The 22,081-nt window shown below is 29.6% G+C and carries 17 protein-coding genes; 15 read left to right on the plus strand and 2 right to left on the minus strand.

The features are described from left to right. Positions 1-63: 63 nt before the first annotated feature. Positions 64-330 carry a 30S ribosomal protein S20 gene (gene rpsT / locus BLP75_RS09005; protein ID WP_092725469.1) on the minus strand — a complete coding sequence of 89 codons (267 nt, stop codon included), beginning with the start codon at positions 328-330 and terminating at the stop codon, positions 64-66. 270 nt (positions 331-600) lie between these two features. Between rpsT and gpr the strand changes: the two genes are divergently transcribed. From gpr to BLP75_RS09060, 11 genes are all read left to right on the plus strand, one after another. Next, positions 601-1,557 carry a GPR endopeptidase gene (gpr, locus tag BLP75_RS09010; protein WP_092725471.1) on the plus strand — a complete coding sequence of 319 codons (957 nt, stop codon included), beginning with the start codon at positions 601-603 and terminating at the stop codon, positions 1,555-1,557. A 12-nt stretch (positions 1,558-1,569) separates the two neighbouring features. Next, positions 1,570-2,562 carry a stage II sporulation protein P gene (gene spoIIP, locus BLP75_RS09015; protein ID WP_092725472.1) on the plus strand — a complete coding sequence of 331 codons (993 nt, stop codon included), beginning with the start codon at positions 1,570-1,572 and terminating at the stop codon, positions 2,560-2,562. A 24-nt stretch (positions 2,563-2,586) separates the two neighbouring features. Further along, positions 2,587-2,847, plus strand: a complete 261-nt coding sequence (locus BLP75_RS09020; RefSeq protein ID WP_092725473.1) for a hypothetical protein — start codon at positions 2,587-2,589, stop codon at positions 2,845-2,847. A gap of 115 nt (positions 2,848-2,962) precedes the next feature. Continuing rightward, the gene (gene lepA, locus BLP75_RS09025) at positions 2,963-4,768 is read left to right on the plus strand and encodes a translation elongation factor 4 (RefSeq protein WP_092725475.1); all 1,806 of its coding nucleotides are present in this window, start codon (positions 2,963-2,965) and stop codon (positions 4,766-4,768) included. Positions 4,769-5,129: 361 nt separating this feature from the next. Further along, entirely contained in the window at positions 5,130-6,449 is a 1,320-nt protein-coding gene (locus tag BLP75_RS09030) for an APC family permease (RefSeq protein ID WP_092725476.1), read from the plus strand. Positions 6,450-6,657: 208 nt separating this feature from the next. Further along, positions 6,658-7,800, plus strand: a complete 1,143-nt coding sequence (hemW, locus tag BLP75_RS09035) for a radical SAM family heme chaperone HemW (protein ID WP_092725478.1) — start codon at positions 6,658-6,660, stop codon at positions 7,798-7,800. A gap of 101 nt (positions 7,801-7,901) precedes the next feature. After that, positions 7,902-8,921, plus strand: a complete 1,020-nt coding sequence (gene hrcA, locus BLP75_RS09040) for a heat-inducible transcriptional repressor HrcA (RefSeq protein WP_092725479.1) — start codon at positions 7,902-7,904, stop codon at positions 8,919-8,921. 18 nt (positions 8,922-8,939) lie between these two features. Beyond that, complete coding sequence (gene grpE, locus BLP75_RS09045; RefSeq protein WP_170139055.1) at positions 8,940-9,524, plus strand: nucleotide exchange factor GrpE; 585 nt, start codon at positions 8,940-8,942, stop codon at positions 9,522-9,524. Between the two features lie 71 nt (positions 9,525-9,595). Next, on the plus strand, positions 9,596-11,437 hold the full coding sequence (gene dnaK, locus BLP75_RS09050; RefSeq protein ID WP_092725481.1) for a molecular chaperone DnaK: 1,842 nt from the start codon (positions 9,596-9,598) through the stop codon (positions 11,435-11,437). A 172-nt stretch (positions 11,438-11,609) separates the two neighbouring features. Further along, positions 11,610-12,764 carry a molecular chaperone DnaJ gene (gene dnaJ, locus BLP75_RS09055; RefSeq protein WP_092725482.1) on the plus strand — a complete coding sequence of 385 codons (1,155 nt, stop codon included), beginning with the start codon at positions 11,610-11,612 and terminating at the stop codon, positions 12,762-12,764. Between the two features lie 118 nt (positions 12,765-12,882). Continuing rightward, positions 12,883-13,356 (plus strand): hypothetical protein, encoded by a 474-nt coding sequence (locus tag BLP75_RS09060; RefSeq protein ID WP_092725484.1) that lies wholly within the window; start codon positions 12,883-12,885, stop codon positions 13,354-13,356. Between the two features lie 53 nt (positions 13,357-13,409). Here the strand turns inward: BLP75_RS09060 and BLP75_RS09065 are convergent, their stop codons facing one another. Next, positions 13,410-13,952: a hypothetical protein gene (locus BLP75_RS09065; protein ID WP_092725485.1), complete on the minus strand. Its 543-nt coding sequence runs from the start codon at positions 13,950-13,952 to the stop codon at positions 13,410-13,412. A 256-nt stretch (positions 13,953-14,208) separates the two neighbouring features. Here BLP75_RS09065 and BLP75_RS09070 point away from each other — a divergent pair, with 256 nt between their 5' ends. From BLP75_RS09070 to BLP75_RS09085, 4 genes are all read left to right on the plus strand, one after another. Then, positions 14,209-15,147, plus strand: a complete 939-nt coding sequence (locus BLP75_RS09070; RefSeq protein ID WP_092725486.1) for an ROK family protein — start codon at positions 14,209-14,211, stop codon at positions 15,145-15,147. Between the two features lie 124 nt (positions 15,148-15,271). Next, positions 15,272-18,400, plus strand: a complete 3,129-nt coding sequence (locus BLP75_RS09075; RefSeq protein ID WP_092725488.1) for an alpha-mannosidase — start codon at positions 15,272-15,274, stop codon at positions 18,398-18,400. A gap of 105 nt (positions 18,401-18,505) precedes the next feature. Next, positions 18,506-21,211, plus strand: a complete 2,706-nt coding sequence (locus BLP75_RS09080) for an alpha-mannosidase (RefSeq protein WP_092725489.1) — start codon at positions 18,506-18,508, stop codon at positions 21,209-21,211. 238 nt (positions 21,212-21,449) lie between these two features. Beyond that, positions 21,450-22,058, plus strand: coding sequence for a YesL family protein (locus tag BLP75_RS09085; RefSeq protein WP_092725491.1), 609 nt, complete (start codon positions 21,450-21,452; stop codon positions 22,056-22,058). Positions 22,059-22,081 lie beyond the last annotated feature (23 nt).

Here is a 22,081-nt window from a genome sequence, read left to right on the forward strand (position 1 = left end):
TAATAAAGTAAAAAACCCTTGATTAAGAATCAAGGGTTAATATCTATAAGCTTAAACGGGTAATTAAGCGTTCATTCCGTTTAACTTTTGAGCTAATTTAGCAACTTTTCTAGCTGCAGCGTTCTTGTGTATAGTTCCTTTAGAAGCAACTTGTTGTAATTTCTTTTGAGCAAATTGGAACTTAGCAACAGCTTCTTCTCTGTTTCCTGCAGTAACAGCTTCTTCGAATCTTCTTATTGCAGTTTTAACTTGAGATTTTCTAGCTCTATTTAAAGCAGTTTTCTTTTCGATAACTCTTATTCTTTTCTTAGCTGATTTTATGTTTGCCACCGTGTTCACCCCCTCGTGTGCGTTTTTATTATATTCATCGTCAACATATTAGATTTTAACAGAAATAAATCTAAAAATCAAGGATAATTATTTATAAGTTTTTATATAATATCTTTTTGTTTTGACTTTTTAGATTATAACCTATATAAAAATAATTTACAACATCCAAATTAAATATTCAAAGATTTGTTAAATTATATTTTTTGTTATAAAATACTAAAATTTGTTAACACTTATAAGTAGCATTTAAATTGTACTTGGAGGTTTGATATGATTAGTATAAGAACAGATTTAGCTTTAGAAGCTAGAGAGATGTGTGAAGATGGACAGTCATCAAAAGAAATACCTGGAGTGAAATTAGATAAAAAAGAATTAGAAAACTGTACAGTAACAAAAGTTGAAGTTATAGATGAACAAGGATCTCAAATAATGAACAAGGGTATAGGTAAATACATAACACTAGAAAGTAACTTAATGAAATTTGATGATGATGAATCAAGAGAAGAAATTATAGACTACTTAAAGAATGAACTAATTGAAGTTTTAGGTCAAGATAAAACTAAAAAAACGTTAGTTATAGGATTAGGTAACTGGAACATAACATCAGATGCCCTTGGACCAAAGACAGTATCTAAAACTTTAGTTACTAGACATATTTTTAAAAATTATAACAAAGATTATGATGATGATTTTACAGAAGTTGCAGGACTTAGTCCAGGTGTCATGGGACTTACAGGTATAGAAACTAGCGAAATTGTCAAATCAATAGTAGATAAGATAAAACCTGATAGAGTAATAGCAATAGATGCTTTAGCATCTAGAAAGATGGAAAGAGTAAATACTACTATACAAATATCAACTGCAGGTATAGCGCCTGGAGGTGGAGTTGGAAATAAAAGAAAAGCATTGAATAAGGAATACTTAGGAGTAGACGTAATAGCAATAGGTGTTCCAACTGTTGTAGATGCAGCAACACTAACTAGTGATGTCTTAGATTTAGCAATAGACAATTTAATGACTCAGTCAGAGGGAGCAGAAGACTTTTATAATATGTTAAAACAATTAAAAGAAGAAGAAAAATATCATCTTATAAAAGATTCACTAGATCCATATGATAAAAATTTAATTGTTACACCAAAGGATATAGATGAAACAATTGAGAATTTATCAATAATAATAAGCGAAGGATTAAATAGGTCTCTTCATCCAGGTAGAATCACCAAATAAGGAGGAGAAAGTATGTTAAAAAAGCGCATTAAGACATTGGTCGTGTCATGTGTGTTAGTTTGTATTTTGCCTATAACTTCTATAGCTATGGATAAGGATGAATTTCTAAAATTTTTAGTTAACTCATCATATCCAGAAAGTAAAGAAGAAAATCAAGTAAAAGAAAATAAAGAAAATACAAATACTCAGAAAAATGAAAAAGATTATATGAAATTTCATGTAGGTGAAGAAAATATACCTACAATAAATAATGAAAAATCTAAAGAAGAATCTACAGATAATAAAAATAATGAAAATAGCTCAGTTGTAGCAAATAGCTCAAAATATATAAATGATGTAAGAGTAAGTAAAGATCAACCTAGAATACTTTTATATCATACACACACAGGAGAAACATATTCTAATTCGCCAGGAGGAAATTATCATTCACAAGATAAGCCTAATTCAGTATTAGAAATAGGTACAATGCTTACAGATGAATTAACAAAAAGAGGATGGGGCGTAGTACATAGTTCTAAGTATCATGATTATCCATCATTTAATGGAGCTTATATGAGTAGTAGACAAACATTAGATGCTTTAATGCCTAAATATCCAAGTGTAGATATAGCAATAGATTTACATAGAGATGGTAGAACATTGACGGGTGATGAAGCACAAAAAATGGGTCTTACTTTAGATCAGCTTAAGAATAAAGAACATAGTAGAGCAACAACTACATATAAAGGAGAGAGTGTAGCTAAGTTTTTATTTGTAGTTGGAATGAGAAATGAAAATGTAAGTCATGTACAAGAATTAGCAAATGATATAACATCATATGCAATGAAAAAATATCCAGAATTAGTTTTACCTGTTGTAAAAAAACCTTACGGTAAATTTAATCAATCGGTAGCCCCTAACCATCTACTTATAGAAGTGGGTAGTAATGGTACTACAATTCAAGAAGCTCAAGCTAGCGTTAAATATATAGCAGATGTTTTAGATGGATATTTTAAGACAAAATAAATACAGTACTAATAGGAGAAACTCATGAGTAGATTAGAAAAAACTGTACACAAAAAAAATAAACGGAAAAAATTGAGATTTATAACCAAAGTACTATTTATTTTGTTAATGAGCATAAATTTATGCATTTGCATAGTTATAGTTGATCAAAATGCAAAAGCTATGCTAGGAGAAGATGTCTACCAAATAGAGCCTATTATAAAAGAAATGAGATCATTTATAGAGAACAAAGTGGGATATGTAGATAATATTACCAAAAAAATAATGTCTCAGATAAATAAATAATATTAAAAATAAGACTTATTAAAAAGATAAGTCTTATTTTTTGTCCATGTTATTTACATAAAAGAGGATATATTATAAAATAAAAGTTATGATAATAATAAAGGAGGAATTTAGGGTGGACAGCAAACAAAGCAGAACTAGGAATTTTAGTATAATAGCGCATATAGATCACGGTAAGTCTACCTTAGCGGATAGATTAATACAAAAAACAGGACTTGTTAGTGATAGAGACATGAAAGCTCAATTATTAGATAATATGGATCTTGAGAGAGAAAGAGGAATCACTATTAAGCTTCAAAATATAAGATTAGTTTATAATGCTAAGGATGGAAATGAATATTACTTAAACCTTATAGATACGCCAGGTCACGTAGATTTTACATATGAGGTATCAAGAAGTTTAGCAGCATGTGAAGGTGCTCTACTAGTAGTAGATGCAGCGCAAGGTGTTGAAGCACAAACTTTAGCGAATGTTTATTTAGCATTAGATCAAGATTTAGAAATATTACCAGTTATAAATAAAATAGATCTTCCAAGTGCCAGACCTGATGAAATAAAAACGGAAATAGAAGATATAATAGGTATTGATGCAAGTGAAGCACCTCTTGTATCTGCTAAGAGTGGATTAAATATAGAAGATGTATTAGAAACTATAGTTGCAAAAGTTCCTGCCCCACAAGGTGATAAGGAAGCTCCATTAAAGGCTTTAATATTTGACTCTTACTACGATGCATATAAAGGTGTTGTGGCTTATGTTAGAGTGTTTGAAGGTACTGTTAAAAAAGGTATGACGATAAAGATGATGAACACTAATAAAAAGTTTGAAGTAACTGAAGTTGGTGTTATGGCTCCAGGTCAAACTGAACTTGATGGACTTTATGCTGGTGATGTTGGTTATATAGCAGCTAGTATAAAGGATATAAGAAGTTGTCAAGTTGGAGATACAATAACAGATGCAGATAATCCAACAGAGATACCTATGCCAGGTTATAAAAAGGCCACACCAATGGTTTACTGTGGTATATACCCAGGTGAAGGTGAAAAATATGAAAATGTAAGAGATGCACTTGAAAAACTACAAGTAAATGATGCAGCACTTGAGTTTGAAGCAGAAACATCAGCAGCATTAGGATTTGGATTTAGATGTGGATTCTTAGGTTTACTTCATATGGAAATAATTCAAGAGAGACTAGAAAGAGAGTTTAATCTTGATATTATAACAACTGCACCATCTGTTATATATAAAGTTACAAAGACTGATGGAGAACTTGTAATGATACAAAATCCTGCAAACTTGCCAGAAGTATCTGAAATAAAACAAATAGAAGAGCCTATAGTTAAAGGAGATATAATAGTTCCTAAGGATTATGTTGGTATAGTTATGGAACTTTGTCAAGAAAGACGTGGAAACATGATAAACATGGAGTACATAGATGAAAAAAGAGTTATGCTTCACTATGACTTACCATTGAATGAAGTTGTTTATGACTTCTTTGATGCATTAAAATCAAGAACTAGAGGGTACGGTTCTCTAGATTATGAAATGAAAGGATATGTTCCTTCAACTCTTGTGAAGCTTGATATATTAATAAATAAAGAACAAGTAGATGCACTTAGCTTTATAGTACATGAAACTAGAGCATACCCTAGAGGGAAATCAATGTGCGAGAAGCTAAAAAATGAGATACCAAGACATCAATTCCCTGTGCCAATACAGGCTGCTGTTGGTAACAAGGTAGTGGCTAGAGAAACTATAAGTGCACTTAGAAAAGACGTTCTTGCTAAGTGCTACGGTGGAGATATATCTCGTAAGAAGAAACTTCTTGAAAAGCAAAAAGAAGGTAAAAAACGTATGAGACAAGTTGGATCTGTAGAAGTTCCTCAAAAAGCATTTATGTCAGTATTAAAATTAGATGAGTAATTTATTAAAAATTAATAAATTTTTATTTGAGCTTATAGAATTAAATTCTATAAGCTTTTTTATATTTAAGTAAAATTTATGTTAAGTAAACTAAAAAAACATTGGAAAATACAGATAAAAACTGGTATTAAAAATGTAATTTATAAAATTTAAATCAGTTAACTTATTCTTAACACTTAAAATTTAAGATTCATGCTATAGTCAAAATATATAAAAATATTTATAGTAGATATCTATTAAAACATTTTATACATAATTTTCATGAAAAATGTCATTTTTAATAAATACATAAAACTTGGGAATAATAAAATCAAATAAACACAAAATTGTATGCATTTATACAGTAGTAAGGAGGAAGTGTATGAGCAATCAACTTAAGAAGACTCTAGGATTATCTGCAGCTCTTTCTACAGTAGTTGGTATGGTTATAGGGTCTGGAGTGTTTTTTAAACCTCAAGCTATCTATACAGCTACAAATGGAGCTCCAGGTCTTGGAATAATAGCATGGATTGTAGGTGGAATTATAACTATCACAGCAGGTCTTACAGCAGCAGAGGTTTCAGCTGCAATTCCAAGAACTGGAGGAATGATGGTTTATATTGAGGAGATATATGGCCAAAAACTAGGTTTTTTAACAGGGTGGATGCAAACTGTTCTGTTTTTTCCAGGAACAATAGCAGCTTTAGCTGTAATATTTGCTCAACAAGTAGCAGAATTACTAGGATATTTGCCTAGTGATATGATGATTGTTTTACCAGTAGCAATTGGAATTATATTATTTATAGCTTTATTAAATACTGTAGGTTCATCTTTAGGAGGAACGATACAAACAATTGCAACTATAGGTAAATTAGTACCTTTAATATTAATAATTATATTTGGATTTATAAAAGGTAACGGAAATCCAATACTTGATCCTATGGTTGGACAAGGTAAAACTGTTGCAGGTACATTGGGACAAGTTTTAATAGCAACTTTATTTGCATATGATGGATGGATAAATGTAGGAGCTATAGCAGGTGAAATGAAAAATCCAGGTAAGGATTTACCTAGAGCTATAGTTGGAGGTTTATCTGTAGTTATGGCAGTTTATATAGTAATAAATATAGCATATTTATGGGTAGCACCAGCTTCAGAATTAGCATCAGCAACAGCTCCAGCGGCATTAGTTGCTCAAAGGATATTTGGTCCTGTTGGAGGCAAATTAATAACGATAGGGATATTAATTTCTGTATTTGGAGCGCTAAATGGATATTTACTTACTGGTCCAAGAGTTCCATACACTTTAGCTAAACAAGGAACACTTCCAGGAAGTAAAACTTTTGCAAAGCTAAACAAAGGTAATGTACCAGCTAATGCTATTTGGTTACTAGCAGTGCTAGCATCACTATATGCTCTTTCTGGTCAATTTAATCTTTTAACAGATTTAACAGTATTCACTATATGGGTATTTTATGTATTTACATTTGTAGGTGTAATGAAATTGAGAAAAGACAAACCTCAATTAAATAGACCATATAAAGTTCCTTTATATCCAATAATACCTTTAATAGCTATAACTGGAGGCTTAATTGTTATAGTAAATCAGTTGATTACAGCTACTATGATAGCTTTAGGAGGAATAATAATAACATTAATAGGTATACCTGTTTATGCTGTTACAAGTAAAAATTCCAAATAGATAATTACAATAAAAAAATCTCTATCCTTGAAAGGGTAGAGATTTTTATTATGTAAGTATTAATAAAGATTAAATTGCAAAAAATACACTGTAGAAAAGATTAGACTTAAATGAAATCTTATATTATTTATATTTATCTATGGTATAAAGTGGGTAATTAATATAAGATAAAATATAGAAACTTTTAAAAGTTAAGAGAGGTAAATAAATGTTAGGACTTTATATACATATTCCATTTTGTATAAGTAAATGTAATTACTGTGATTTTAACTCATATAAGTTAGACTTAGATTTAAAAAAAAGATATCTAGATGACTTAGAGATAGAAATGAAATTATACAATGAGGATATCAAAAAAAATAATATAAAAAATGAAATCAGCAGTGTATTTATAGGAGGTGGAACTCCAAGCATATTAAATAGTAATGAAATAAGAAAAATATTTAGTACAATAAAAAATAATTTTAATATTAAACAAGATGCAGAAATAACGATGGAGTGTAATCCGGGAACTCTAACTAAAGAAAAATTAATTACGATGAAAGAGGTAGGCGTAAACCGATTAAGCATTGGACTACAAGCTGTTCAAGATTATCATTTGAAGTCGATAGGAAGAATACATAGTTATGATGAATTTGTAAAAAATTATAAAGAAGCTAAAGAGGTTGGATTTAATAATATAAATGTAGATTTAATGTATGCTCTTCCAAATCAGAACTTTGAAGATTGGAAAGAAAGTCTACAAAAAATAGTTAATTTAAACCCTTCTCATGTATCAGCGTATTCATTAATTTTAGAAGAGGGTACAAAATTATATGATATGTATGAAAATAATGAATTTGAGGTTATAGATGAAGATACTGATATCAATATGTATAATTATACAATAAGTTACCTAAAAGAAAATGGATATAATCAATACGAGATATCTAATTATTCAAAGTCACATTTTGAATGTGAACACAATATATTATATTGGAAATGTGGACACTATATAGGAGTAGGCCCAGGGGCATCAGGCTATATTGAAAATTATAGATACAATAATGTTGAAAGCTTAGATGAATACCATAGTAAACTGAGTGAAAATAAAAAGCCTTTATCAAATTTAGAAAAATTAAGTATAGAAGATAAAATACAAGAAAAAATATTTATGGGATTGAGAATGAATGAAGGAATAAAGTTTGAAGACTTTAGAAATGAATTCAAAATAGACTTTAAGGAAAAATATAGTAAACAAATAACAGATTTAAAGAATAAAAAGCTTATAAATGAAAGTATAACTGGGATTAGCCTCACTCAAAAAGGAAGAGAAATATCAAATAGTGTATTCGTAGAATTCATAAATTAATCCAAAAGTGTTGACAAAGGTAAAATATAATGATATATAATATATATAATCTTTTTAGCACTCGGATATAGTGAGTGCTAACAGCATGGAGGTAATATAGTATGGAACTAAACGAAAGAAAATTAAAAATCCTCAAAGCTATAGTTAAAGATTATATAGAAACAGCTGAAGCTGTAGGATCAAGGACTATATCTAAAAAACATGATTTAGGTGTTAGTGCTGCTACTATAAGAAATGAAATGGCTGACCTTGAAGAACTTGGTTACCTTGTTCAGCCTCACACTTCTGCTGGTAGAGTTCCAACTGAAAAAGGATATAAACTTTATGTTGATTCACTTATGAGTCAGTGTGAATTAAGTGATGAAGAAAAGTGCTTAATAGAACAATGTGTAAAGGATAATGTGGATCATATAAAAGATTTAATCCATGAAACTTCTAAGCTGTTATCTCAGCTTACTAACTATACGACGGTAGCTGTGACTAAAAGTTTAGTAAATCAGAGTGTTATCAAACATATACAGTTAGTTGAGATGAGTGATAATAAAATCTTGCTAATAGTTGTAACAGACCAAGGTGATATAAAAAATGCAAACCTTGTAACAAATGTTTATTTAGAACAATCTAAACTAAACTTAATTTCAGATAATCTTACAAGAAAACTTGCAGGAAAAAGCATAACTGATTTAGATGAAAGGTTAATTGCATTTATAAAATATGAAATAAGTGAATATTCAGCGCTTATAGATGAATTAATAAGTGCTTTGAATTTTGAAACATCAGAAGATGATCTTTTAGTCTCGTTAAGTGGAGCAACTAATATATTTAGTTATCCAGAATTTAATGACATACTTAAAGCAAAATCTTTCTTAAATATGTTAGAAAAGAAAGAAACAATAGCAAGTATGGTCAGAGCTAAAGGTATTCAAAAAGATAATATTAATATAATTATAGGTAGTGATAATGATTGTGAACTAGCGCAAGATTGTAGTGTAGTTACTGCAACCTATAATATAAGCAATGACTTAGTAGGTAAGATAAGCTTTATAGGACCTACAAGGATGGATTATGCTAGGATATCATCAATTATGAATTACATGAGCTTATTGTTTAGCAAAAAATAAATTAAGGGGTGTAATGTCTTGCAAGAAAATAACATAGAAAAAGAAGAATTAAAAGAAGAAATGGATAATTCAGAACAAGAAACAACAGAAGAAACAGTTGAACAAGAAGAAATAACAGAAGAAACTAACTGTGATGATAACATTACTGACATAAATGAAAAGCTAGAAGAAAAAAAATTACAAGATGAAATAGATAAAGTAAATGAGCAATATCAAAGGCTTCAAGCAGAATATGCAAACTATAGAAGAAGAACTCAACAAGAAAAAGAAACTATAGGCTTATTTGCAAATGAAAAAATACTAAATGACTTAATACCAGTTATAGATAGTATGGAAAGAGCTTTAGAAGCTTGTGAAGACAAAGAAGACTCTATGTATAAAGGAATAGACTTAGTATACAAGCAATTACAAGATACTTTAAATAAATTTGGTGTAGAGGAAATAGAAGCTTTAGACCAAGAATTTGATCCAAACTTACACTTAGCTGTAATGCAAGAAGTTATAGATGGAGTAGAAGCTAATAAAGTAGTAATGGTACTTCAAAAAGGATATAAATTAGGAAGTAAAGTATTAAGAGCTAGTATGGTTAAAGTTTCTTGTTAATAAGCTTTATACAAAATACAATATAAAAAATAACTTTAAAATTAATATAAATAATTTAGGAGGAATCAATCATGGGAAAAATAATAGGTATAGATTTAGGAACAACTAACTCTTGTGTTGCAGTATTAGAAGGTGGAGAACCACAAATAATAACAAACTCAGAAGGTATGAGAACAACTCCATCAGTAGTAGCTTTTACTAAAGATGGAGATAGAATAGTAGGAGAGCCTGCAAAAAGACAAGCAGTTACAAATGCTGATAAAACAATAATATCAATAAAAACTCACATGGGAACAGATTATAAAGTAGATATAGATGGGAAAGGATACACTCCACAAGAAATATCTGCTATAACATTACAAAAATTAAAAGCAGATGCTGAAAGTTACTTAGGTCAACCTGTAACAGAAGCTGTTATAACAGTTCCAGCTTACTTTACAGATGCTCAAAGACAAGCAACTAAAGATGCTGGTAGAATAGCTGGACTTGACGTTAAGAGAATAATAAATGAACCAACAGCTGCTGCACTTGCATACGGAATGGATAAATTAGATCAAGATAAGAAAATATTAGTATTTGACTTAGGTGGAGGTACATTTGACGTTTCTTTACTTGAAATCGGAGATGGAACTTTCGAAGTTTTAGCTACAGCTGGTAACAACAGATTAGGTGGAGATGACTTTGACCAAGTATTAATAGACTACTTAGCTGATGAATTCAAAAAAGCTGAAGGTGTAGATTTAAGAAATGATAAAATGGCTCTTCAAAGATTAAAAGAAGCTGCTGAAAAGGCTAAAAAAGAGTTATCATCAACAATGACAACTAACGTAAACTTACCTTTCATAACAGCTACAGCTGAAGGACCAAAACACTTAACAATAGATATATCAAGAGCTAAGTTTGATGAATTAACTTCTCACTTAGTAGAAAAAACTATGGAACCAACTAGAAGAGCATTACAAGATGCTGGTTTATCTACATCTGATATAGATGATGTATTATTAGTTGGTGGTTCAACTAGAATACCAGCAGTTCAAGAAGCTGTTAAGAAATTCATAGGAAAAGAACCTCATAAAGGAATAAACCCAGATGAATGTGTTGCAGCAGGTGCTGCTATACAAGCTGGTGTATTAACTGGAGAAGTTAATGACTTATTACTTCTTGATGTTACTCCATTATCATTAGGGATAGAAACTATGGGTAACGTAATGACTAAAATAATAGAAAGAAATACAACTATACCAACTAAGAAGTCTCAAGTATTCTCAACTGCTGCTGACAACCAAACTGCTGTTGATATACATGTACTACAAGGTGAAAGAAGTATGTCTTTCGACAATACTACTTTAGGTAGATTCCAATTAACAGATATACCACCAGCTCCAAGAGGAATACCTCAAATAGAAGTTACTTTCGATATAGATGCTAATGGTATAGTTCATGTTACAGCTAAAGATTTAGGTACTGGAAAAGAACAAAAAGTAACTATAACTTCAGGAACTAACTTAAGTGAAGATGAAATAGAAAGAAAAGTAAAAGAAGCTGAAATGAATGCTGAAGCTGATAAGCAAAAGAAAGATAAAATAGAAGCATTAAACCAAGCTGATTCTACTATATACCAAATGGAAAAAACTCTAACTGATGCTGGAGATAAAGTAGATGCAGCTGCTAAGAGTGAAGTAGAAGCTGAAATAGCTAAATTAAAAGAATTAAAAGCTAAAGAAGATGTAACAGCTGAAGAATTAAATAAAGCTATGGAAGAATTAAACAATAAATTCCACAAAATAGCTGAACAAATGTATCAACAAGCTCAAACTGCGCAAGGTGAAGCGCAAGGAGCAAATGATCAATCACAAGCTCAAGATGATAATGTAGTTGATGCTGACTTTACAGAAGTAAATGATGAAAAATAGGTTACACAAATAAAGAAATTTGTATATAATTAATATAGAATTGGAAAAGAGTATCTTTTCAAAAGTATTCAGTCATTAAATTAAATAGATTAGAATACTAAAATAATAATAATAGCTTGTAGTATGATATTCTACAAGCTATTGTTTTGTAAGATGAAGGCGGTGACAAATATTGAGTACTAAAAGAGACTACTATGAGGTGCTAGGTGTAGATAAAAATGCAGATGCTCAGACACTAAAAAAAGCATATAGAAAATTAGCTATGCAATATCATCCAGATAGAAATCCTGATAATAAAGAAGCGGAAGAAAAATTCAAAGAGATAAATGAAGCTTATGAAGTGTTATCTGATGATACAAAAAGACAAACATATGATCAATTTGGTCATGCAGGAATGAATGGTCAAGGTGGATTCGGTGGCCAAGGATTTGGTGGTCAAGGTGGATTCGGTGGATTTGAAGATATATTTGGAGATATGTTTGGAGATATATTTGGCGGAGGCTTTGGTGGTTCAAGACAAAGAAGAAGAGGTCCAGAGCGTGGAGCTGATATTAGGCATAGTATAGATATAACTTTTGAAGAAGCTGCTTTTGGTAAAAAAGCATCTATAAAAATTAATAGAAGTGAAGAATGTAGCGAATGTAATGGAAGTGGTGCAAAGCCAGGAACAGGAAAGAAAACTTGTCCAACTTGTAATGGTGCAGGAGAAGTTAGAACTGTTCAAAGAACTCCATTTGGTAACATAGCAAGTTCAAGAACATGTAGTGCATGTAATGGAGAAGGTGAAATAATAGAAACTCCATGTAATAAATGTGGTGGAAAAGGTCATACAAGAAAAGTTAAAACTATAGAAGTTGACATTCCAGCAGGTATAGATGATGGTCAAATGATAAAATTATCAGGGCAAGGTGAAGTAGGAAGTAAAGGTGGACCTAGAGGAGACTTATACTTAGTTATAAATGTCAAACCACATTCACTATTTACTAGAGAAGGAAATGATATATACTTTGATATGCCTGTAACATTTGTTCAAGCAGCGCTTGGAGATGAAATAGAGGTTCCAACATTAGATGGTAAAGTTAAATATACTATTCCAGAAGGAACTCAAACTGGAACAGTATTTAGACTAAGAGAAAAAGGTATACCAAGAATTAGAGGTAACTCTAGAGGTGATCAGTACGTTAAAGTTATCGTAGATACACCTAAAAAATTAAATGAAAAACAAAAAGATCTTCTAAGACAATTTGCAGAAGAATGTGGAGAAGAAGTTCATGAAAAGAAAAGAACTTTCGGTCAAAAGATAGAAGATATGTTTAAAAAAAAATAAAAAAAGGCTCTAGGATATTTTCCTAGGCCTTTTTTGTTTAGAAAAGTAACATGAAATTTTCAAACTCATAATATATATTATACAAAGTAGTTTAAAAAAATAAAGGTGGGGGATAAATATGGAGACCTTATTTATAGATGGTAAGAAAATTTCAACGGAAAAAGAGTTACACGAGTATTTAAAAGATAAATTAAAAAAAGAGCATAATATAAATTTAGATGAAATTAATCAAGATGATATATCTAGAGGAAAGAAAAAGAAACCAGTTCAACCACAAGGACCTAGACAAGTTTACTTAAAGTATATGTTTCCGTACAAAATAGAGCTAAATTCAGGTTGTAAACAAATGATATTTGGTGTTTTAGTAGATGCTCATGGCCATCCTGTTAGAAATGCGATGATAGAATTTGAAATATCTGATTATGATTTGGGGACAATGAGTTTTAGCCCTGCAATAAGTTTTGGAGATGGATGCTTTTTCACTACATTTATAGCAGAGTGTCCAGGTCGAGGATGTCTTAAATTAACAGCTGTCGGAACAACATTGAACAAAGAAATACCAATATGTGTATATAATACTAGTTGTTATTAGTTGGTAGTATTTAACTTATAAAAAAAGAGTAAATCAAATTTGATTTACTCTTTTTACATTGAAATAATAGCTAATGTTTGAATTTGACTAAATATAGATTGAGATAAACTATTAATAATTTCTTGATCTATCTCCATATCCTTTAAAGCTAAAAATGTCATAAAAGCATTTATAACTATTTTTTCGTATACATAGAAATAAGTATGTTTATCCGTTAAATATTCTTTATTTCTTATAGATTCATTTATAAGAGTAAGTTCATCTATAGTTGAAAACATAACAGCCTTAGTTGTAGTAGATTCAATTTCGGATTGTTTTAAAGTATCATATTTTTGCATTGAAAAATTATTAAAATCTATAAGAATTTTATAAATTTCTTTTGAATCTTTATTTTTTAATTCATCTTTTGTTTGTTTAGAAACAAAATGAGCTCTACTTTTTATATCATCTAATTTATCGTTATAAAATTTAAGTAAAGATTTTAACTTTATATTATCTTCAACATCTTTTTTATCATCTTTAAGTTGCCAATCTTTATATTTATCAGAAACTAATTGTATATCTTGAAATAGTTTTAATGATTCTAGTTTATTCATAATAATCCCCCCTAAGTTGTTGCTATTATTTTTTATAATAACAATAGTATAATCTATTAATTAAATATAATAAAGAAAATGTTTTCTATATAAAATGAAAAGTTTTTGACTAAATAAGATATTTATAGATAAACTTAAATATTTGAACTTTTACTATTAAAAACCTTCATATAATATAGAATTAACAAAACTTAATAAATAATACAAAACTAATTACTTAAATAAATTTGCAATGTTCAAATAAAGGGAGGCAATTATGTATTTTATAGGAGTAGATATTGGGGGAACTGGTGTACAAGCTGGTATTGTGAATGAGAGTGGAAATATACTTTTTAGAAAAGAATGTACAACAAATGTAAATTCAGGATTTGAAAGTGTAATGGATGATATAAATACTTTAGTCAGAGAACTAATAAAAGAAAACAATCTAAATATGGATGATATAAAATCAATAGGATTTGGAGTTCCAAGCTTTATAAATAAAAGTGGATTGGTAACTTGCGTAAATTTAGGCTGGCATGAAGTTGACTTTATGCAAGCTTTAAAAAGTAGATTTCCAGATGTTAGTGTTTATGCTGAAAATGATGCGACAGTTGCAGCATTAGGAGAAGCTAAATTTGGAAGTATGAAGGATAAAAACATAGCTGTTATGTATACTTTAGGAACAGGTGTAGGTGGTGGGATTATAATAAATGGCAAGGCATTCACAGGTGCCAATGGCATGGGATCAGAGATTGGACATACTGTAATTGGTGAAAATTATTTTAATTGTAATTGTGGAAACAATGGATGTCTAGAAACATTTTGTTCAGCTACTGCCATTATAAAGCATGCTCAAAAGTTAATTGAGGAAGGGAAAAATAGTAAGATTCTTGAACTTGCTGAAAATAATTTACAAAATATAAATGCAAAGATGGTATTTGATGCTTATAGAGAAAATGATGTAGTTGCATTAGAAACCATAAATAGATTTAAATCATATTTAGCTAAAGCAATGTCTGGGATGATAAACACTTTAGACCCAGATGTAATATCTATAGGCGGTGGTGTATCTAGAGCTAGTGATATAATACTAGATGGGATAGAAGACTTGATAAGACAACAAATATTATATAAAAAAGAGGACTTTGCAGAAATAGTTTGTGCAAATCTAGGAGCGGATGCAGGTATTATAGGAGCAGCATTTTTAAATTAATTTTAAAATAAGCTATATTTTTATTATAAAAACTACACTAAGTATATGAATAATTTGTAGAATATTGAATTTGAAAACGTTTTTAAATATAATCAAACTATAAAATCAGTAGGGGAGGTAAAACATGAAAGATATGTTTTATACAATCGACAAATTAAGAAATAGAATACATGAGATTGAAAACTTTAGATATAGAGATGCAATAGAGTTAGAGTATTTTAATACTAAAATAAATGAAGATAAAGATATAAATCCAGAAATACCAAGTGAGTTTGATGGTGTGCTAAGATTAGGGGAAACTTGGAAGGGCAGAGATTTATATATATGGATGAAGAAAATTGTAAATATACCATCTGATTGGAAAAATAAACGTATAGTTGGGATATTTGATTTTGGTGAAACAGGCGCAGGCAATAACTCAGGATTTGAATCTTTATTTTACTTAGATAATAAGCCTTATCAAGGGGTAGATAGTAATCACAAAGAAGTTTTTTTCCCAGAAGGTAGTGCAGGATGTGATTTAGAATTATTATTTAGATTATGGTCAGGTCTTGAAGGTGGAGGCGTACCTAGAGATCAAGAACATAGAATAAATAGGGCGCAAGTTGCATGGTTAGATGAAAAGATGGATGATTTATACTATAATGCAATGGTTGTACTAGAGACAATACAAGAATTAGATCAATATTCATCTGATAGAGTTCATTTAACAAAAATATTAAATAATACTTTTAAGCTAGTAGATTGGTCGTATCCAGGAAGTGAAAGCTTCTACATATCAGCACATGAAGCAAGTGACTATTTAAATTCAGAAATAGATAAAATAGATAAAGACTCAGTAATAAATGTAACATGTATAGGACATACACATATTGATGTTGCATGGTTATGGCGATTAAAACATACTAGAGAAAAATGTGCGAGATCATTCTCAACAGTATTAAGACTTATGGAACGATATCCGGAGTATATATTCTTACAAACTCAGCCTCAGCTATACGAATATGTAAAAAATGATTATCCAGAGCTATATGAAGCTATAAAACAAAAAGTAGCTGATGGTAACTGGGAAGTTGATGGAGGCATGTGGCTAGAAGCTGACTGCAATATACCATCGGGAGAATCTTTAGTAAGACAAATATTAGTTGGTTCAAGATTTATAAAAGAAGAATTTAATAAAGATGTAGACTACTTATGGTTACCAGATGTATTTGGTTATTCATGGGCATTACCTCAGATTTTAAAGAAATCAGGAATAAGCACATTTATGACAACAAAAATAAGTTGGAATCAATATAATAGAATGCCGCATGATACATTTAACTGGAGAGGAATAGATGGTTCAGAAGTACTAACTCACTTTATAACAACTCCAGAGCCATGGAGTCAACCAGGTTCTTGGTTCTACACATACAATGGAAGACTTACACCAAAATCAGTAAAGGGTGTATGGGATGCATATACGGATAAAAATATAACTAGTGATTTACTAGTATCATATGGATTTGGAGATGGTGGCGGTGGAGTAAACCGTGAGATGCTAGAATACAGAAGAAGACTAGATAAGATGCCAGGACTTCCAAATGTTAAAACAGGAAAAGCCGCAGATTACTTTAAGTGTCTAAGGGAAAAAGTAGAAAATACAAATGAATATGTACACACATGGGATGGTGAATTATATCTAGAGTATCATAGAGGAACATATACAAGTCAAGCATATACTAAGATGATGAATAGAAGGCTTGAATTATTATATAGAGAAACAGAATGGTTAGGAGCTATGAATTCATTAAATATAGGAGATTGGAATTCATATCCTCAGACTGATTTAACTAAAGGGTGGAAAACTATACTTAGACATCAATTCCACGATATAATACCAGGGTCCTCTATAACAGAAGTTTATGAAGATACTAAGGTAGAATATAAGGAAGCAGAAAAATTAGCATTAGAAGCTCAAGAAAATTTCAAGAATTCTTTAATAAAAGAAGATGAAAATTCTTGGACAGTAATAAATAATGCTAACTGGAATAGATGTGAAACTGTAGAAATAAAGACTGAATTAGAAGGAAACTTCTATGATAATAAAGGAAATAAATTAGAATCTCAAAGAAAAAATGGAAAATATACTGTTAAAGTTAATAATGTAGAAGGAACAGGATTTAAAACAATAAAATTAAAAGTTGAAGATATTCAAGAAGGCAACGAATCATTTGAATACAGTGAAAATAAGATAGATACTCCATATTATGAATTAAAGTGGAATGAATTTGGTCAATTAACTTCTATATTTGATAAAGAAAATAATAGAGAAGTTTTAGCAAAAGGACAAAGAGGAAATGTTCTTCAAATGTTTGAAGATAAGCCAATGGCGCATGAAGCTTGGGATATAGATATATATTACCAAGAAAAAATGAGGGAAGTTACTGATTTACAAAATATAGAACTTATAGAAGTCGGAAACTTAAAAGCTGTAGTAAGATTTAATTATAAATATATGAATACTACAATAAGTCAAGATATGGTAACTTATGCTAATGATAGAAGAATCGACTTTATAACAAATGTTGATTGGATAGAACAAAAGCAATTATTAAAAGTTGCGTTCCCAGTTGATATAAGAAGTACTATGGCAACATATGATGTCCAATTTGGTAATGTAAAAAGACCTACTCATTGGAATACTAGTTGGGAAATGGCTAAATTTGAAACTGTTGCTCAGCAGTGGGTAGATCTATCACAAAGAGATTATGGGGTAAGTTTATTAAATGATTCTAAGTATGGGCATGACATAAAAGATAATGTAATAAGACTTACATTATTAAAGTCAGCGACTCACCCAGATCCAGTACAAGATCAAGGAGAACAAAACTTTACTTACTCATTACTTCCTCATGCAGGGGACTTTATAGAAGCAGACACAGTTAAAGCTGCTTATCAGCTTAATCAACCACTAAGAGCTATAGAAGGTGAAATTAAAGGAAATATACCTACTAAAATGTTTGATTTTAATAATGCTTATGTATTAGTTGATGCTATAAAGAAAGCAGAAGATGAAAATATGGTAGTAGTCCGCTTCCATGAGTATGCAGGAAGTAGACAAGAAGTTAAGATAAATAGTGATTATAATATAGTTGGATGGATGGAAACTAATTTAATGGAAAAACCAATAGAAGAATTAAGAAATGAAAAAGATATAAACTTAATAGTTAATCCGTATGAAATAAAAACTATAATGATAAAAATGGCATAGATATAATAGCCAAAGTATATACAAAAATACACAAGGTAACTAGAAAATCTAATTAGATAATTTAGTTACCTTGATTAATATAATATAGATTAGGGGAATAAATTTATGAAAAAAACAGCTCATATAATATCTCATACTCATTGGGATAGAGAATGGTATTTACCTTATGAAACTCATCATATGATGTTAATAAAAACTATGGATACATTATTAGATACTTTTGAAAATGATCCTGAATTTAAATATTATCATCTAGATGGTCAAACTGTTTTACTTGAAGATTATTTAGAAGTTAGACCGGAAAGAAAAGAATTATTAGAAAAAGTGATAAAAGAAGGTAGATTAAACATAGGTCCATGGTATGTATTACAAGACGAATTTTTAACAAGTAGCGAATCAAATGTAAGAAATCTACAATATGGCCATAGAGATGCTAATAAATACGGAGTTAATGCTTGTAAAATAGGATACTTCCCAGACTCATTTGGAAATATGGGACAAGCACCTCAAATATTAAAACAAGCAGGAATAGATACTGCAGCATTTGGTAGAGGAGTAAAGCCTACAGGATTTAACAATGAAGTTAGTGCAGATGATAAATTTGAATCACCTTATTCGGAGATGTATTGGGAGAGTCCTGATGGTTCTAAAATATTAGGAATATTATTTGCTAACTGGTACTGCAATGGAATGGAAGTACCTGCAGATGAAAAAGATGCTAAAGTATATTGGGACAAAAGAATAGATGATGCCACTAAGTTTGCTTCTTGCGACCAACTATTATTCATGAATGGGTGTGACCATCAACCAATACAAACTGATTTATCACAGGCGATTAAAGTTGCTAATAATATATATCGAGATATAGAATTTATACATTCAAACTTTGAAGATTATGTGAAAACTTTAAAAGAAAAAATGCCAAAAGACTTACAAGTTATAAAAGGAGAACTTAGAAGCCAGCAAACAGATGGATGGTATACTCTTGTTAACACTGCATCAGCAAGGATTTACTTAAAACAGTGGAATCAATTATGCCAAACTTTATTTGAGAAAGTAGCAGAACCAATAGCTACAATGGCAAGTAATTTTGGATATAAATACCCTCATCATTTATTTGAATATGGATGGAAATCTTTAGTGAAAAATCATCCACATGATAGTATATGCGGATGTAGTGTTGATGAAGTACATAGAGAGATGGTAGCTAGATTTGATAAAGCTAAAGATGTAGCTAAGTATATAATAAATGAAAGTCTAGAATACATCACAAATAAAATAAATACAGATAAGTTTAAACATTTAGGTGAAGATGTATATCCATTTGTTATAGTAAATACATCTGGATACAATAGATGTAGTATTGTAGACACAGAAATAGATATAGCTAGAAAGTATTTTAGAGAGGGACACCCAAACTTAATAGCAAAAGAAATGAAAAAAATACAATTACCAAAGTATAAAGTAGTTGATATAAATGGAAATAAAATAGATGCAAAAATAATAGATATGGGAATTAGATTTGGATATGATTTACCAGATGATAAATTTAGGCAACCGTACTATGCAAGATACATAAAAGTAGAATTAGAAACTAATGATATAAAATCATTTGGATGGGATACATATTCTTTAGTTGAAGATAAAGAAAATTCTATATTAGAAAGTAAAGCATCTTTAATAAATAATAATATATTAGAAAATGAAAATATAAGAGTTGAAATAAAAGAAAATGGATCAGTAAATTTACTTGATAAATCAACAGGAAAAACTTTTAAAGATTTATGTATATATGAAAACTCAGGTGATATAGGAAATGAATATATATATATGAAACCAATAGGAGAAATTCCTATTACTACGAAAAACTTAAAAGCCAATATAGAAATAAAAGAAGACTTAGAGTACAAGGCTGTAATTGAAATAACTCATAAATGGGATATACCAAAGAGTGCGAATGAATTACTTCAAGAAGAAATAGAAGAAGTTTTAGAATTTAAGCATAGAAAGTCACAAAGGTTAGAAGAAACTGTAGAAATGGAGATAAAGACTACTTTAATACTAGAGAGAAAAGGAAAAGGATTAAAAATAGTATCTGAGTTTAATAATATTTGTAAAGATCATAGAATGAGAATGCTATTCTCAACAGATATAGAAAGTAATGTACACTATGCTGATTCTATATTTGAAGTTGCTAAAAGGAGTAATAGTGTAGATAAAGCATGGCAAAATCCTAGTAACTGTCAGCATCAACATGCTTTTGTAAACATTCATGATGATGATTACGGATTAACTATAGCTAATAAAGGATTAAATGAGTATGAAATATTAAATGATGGTAGAAATACGATAGCTGTAACGCTTATTAGAAGTGTATCAGAATTAGGAGATTGGGGAGTATTTGAAACTCCAGAAGCACAATGTTTAGGTAATCATAAAGCAGAAATAGAAGTAATACCTCATGGAAAAAATTTATATGAGTCTTATAAAGAAGCTCATATATTCCAAATACCAATGATTACAAAGCAAATGTCTATACAAAATGAAGAGTTAGGATCTGAAAACGGTTTACTGGCATTAGACGGATATGGTATAATGTGTTCAACATTAAAATTAGATGACAAAAAAGGAAATAAAATTTTAAGGGTATATAATGTATCAGATAAATCAACAGAATTAGATATAAACATATGTAAATTTAAAGGGGATAAGTACATATCTAATATACTAGAAGAACAAACTCAAAATAACATAGACAATAAAGTGAACTTAAGACAATCAGAAATATTAACAATAGGAATTGGAAAGTAATTGTAGAAAAATAATATAGATTATATAAAGTTCGCTTAAGTATTATTGGATTATTATTAATTAATAGCTCATTTAATATTTAGCGAACTTTTTTATATACTAAGGTATTATAAATTATCTGGTTTGCGGATAAGTTATAATACCAACTGCTAGGCTTGAGTAACGGACCTGTTTTTTAGGTCGTTGGCGACATGAGCGAAGCGAATTTTTTATTAAAATTATACTTTGAGGTGATTATATGAAATTAGGGGATGTATTATTAAACTCATGTGAGTGGATTTGGAGGTTTATGATTTTAAACTTCTTGTGGGTTGTATTTATGATTGCGGGAGGTGTTGTATTTGGAATAATGCCATCTACCATAGCTACATTTTATATATTGAGAAAATGGGTACAAGGTGAGTTTGATTTTAATATTTTTAAAACATTCAAAGATGCATATAAAAAAGAATTTATTAATGCAAATAAATGTGGATTAGTATTTTTAGTTATATTTGCATTCTTAGCATTTGATTTAAATATTTTATTTAAAATAGAAGCTATGTATTCAACAGTTTTATATATTTTAGTTATGGCAGTATTATTCTTTGTAAGTATGGCGTTTGTATATTTTTTTCCAACGTATGTACATTTTAAATCAAGTAATAAAGAGTATATAAAAAATTCTTTTGTACTAGCTTTATCAAGTCCTTTTCAAACAATATTAATATTAATCGGATTTGGATTACTATATTATATGGTACAAAGTAATGGTGGATTACTAATGTTTTTCTGTATGGTTATACCAGGATATTGGGTAATGCATGTATTATACAAAAGATTTTTACAATTACAAAGAACCATATGATTTTTCAATAGGGGAGAAAAATT

The organism is Romboutsia lituseburensis DSM 797 (genome assembly GCF_900103615.1).
GTDB classification, from domain to species: Bacteria; Bacillota; Clostridia; order Peptostreptococcales; family Peptostreptococcaceae; genus Romboutsia_F; species Romboutsia_F lituseburensis.

Coding starts and splice junctions, on each gene's coding strand:
- gpr (WP_092725471.1), top strand. CDS start 601: ATGATTAGTATAAGAACAGATTTAGCTTTAGAAGCTAGAGAGATGTGT.
- spoIIP (WP_092725472.1), top strand. CDS start 1,570: ATGTTAAAAAAGCGCATTAAGACATTGGTCGTGTCATGTGTGTTAGTT.
- BLP75_RS09020 (WP_092725473.1), top strand. CDS start 2,587: ATGAGTAGATTAGAAAAAACTGTACACAAAAAAAATAAACGGAAAAAA.
- BLP75_RS09030 (WP_092725476.1), top strand. CDS start 5,130: ATGAGCAATCAACTTAAGAAGACTCTAGGATTATCTGCAGCTCTTTCT.
- hemW (WP_092725478.1), top strand. CDS start 6,658: ATGTTAGGACTTTATATACATATTCCATTTTGTATAAGTAAATGTAAT.
- hrcA (WP_092725479.1), top strand. CDS start 7,902: ATGGAACTAAACGAAAGAAAATTAAAAATCCTCAAAGCTATAGTTAAA.
- dnaK (WP_092725481.1), top strand. CDS start 9,596: ATGGGAAAAATAATAGGTATAGATTTAGGAACAACTAACTCTTGTGTT.
- BLP75_RS09060 (WP_092725484.1), top strand. CDS start 12,883: ATGGAGACCTTATTTATAGATGGTAAGAAAATTTCAACGGAAAAAGAG.
- BLP75_RS09065 (WP_092725485.1), bottom strand. CDS start 13,952: ATGAATAAACTAGAATCATTAAAACTATTTCAAGATATACAATTAGTT.
- BLP75_RS09070 (WP_092725486.1), top strand. CDS start 14,209: ATGTATTTTATAGGAGTAGATATTGGGGGAACTGGTGTACAAGCTGGT.
- BLP75_RS09075 (WP_092725488.1), top strand. CDS start 15,272: ATGAAAGATATGTTTTATACAATCGACAAATTAAGAAATAGAATACAT.
- BLP75_RS09080 (WP_092725489.1), top strand. CDS start 18,506: ATGAAAAAAACAGCTCATATAATATCTCATACTCATTGGGATAGAGAA.
- BLP75_RS09085 (WP_092725491.1), top strand. CDS start 21,450: ATGAAATTAGGGGATGTATTATTAAACTCATGTGAGTGGATTTGGAGG.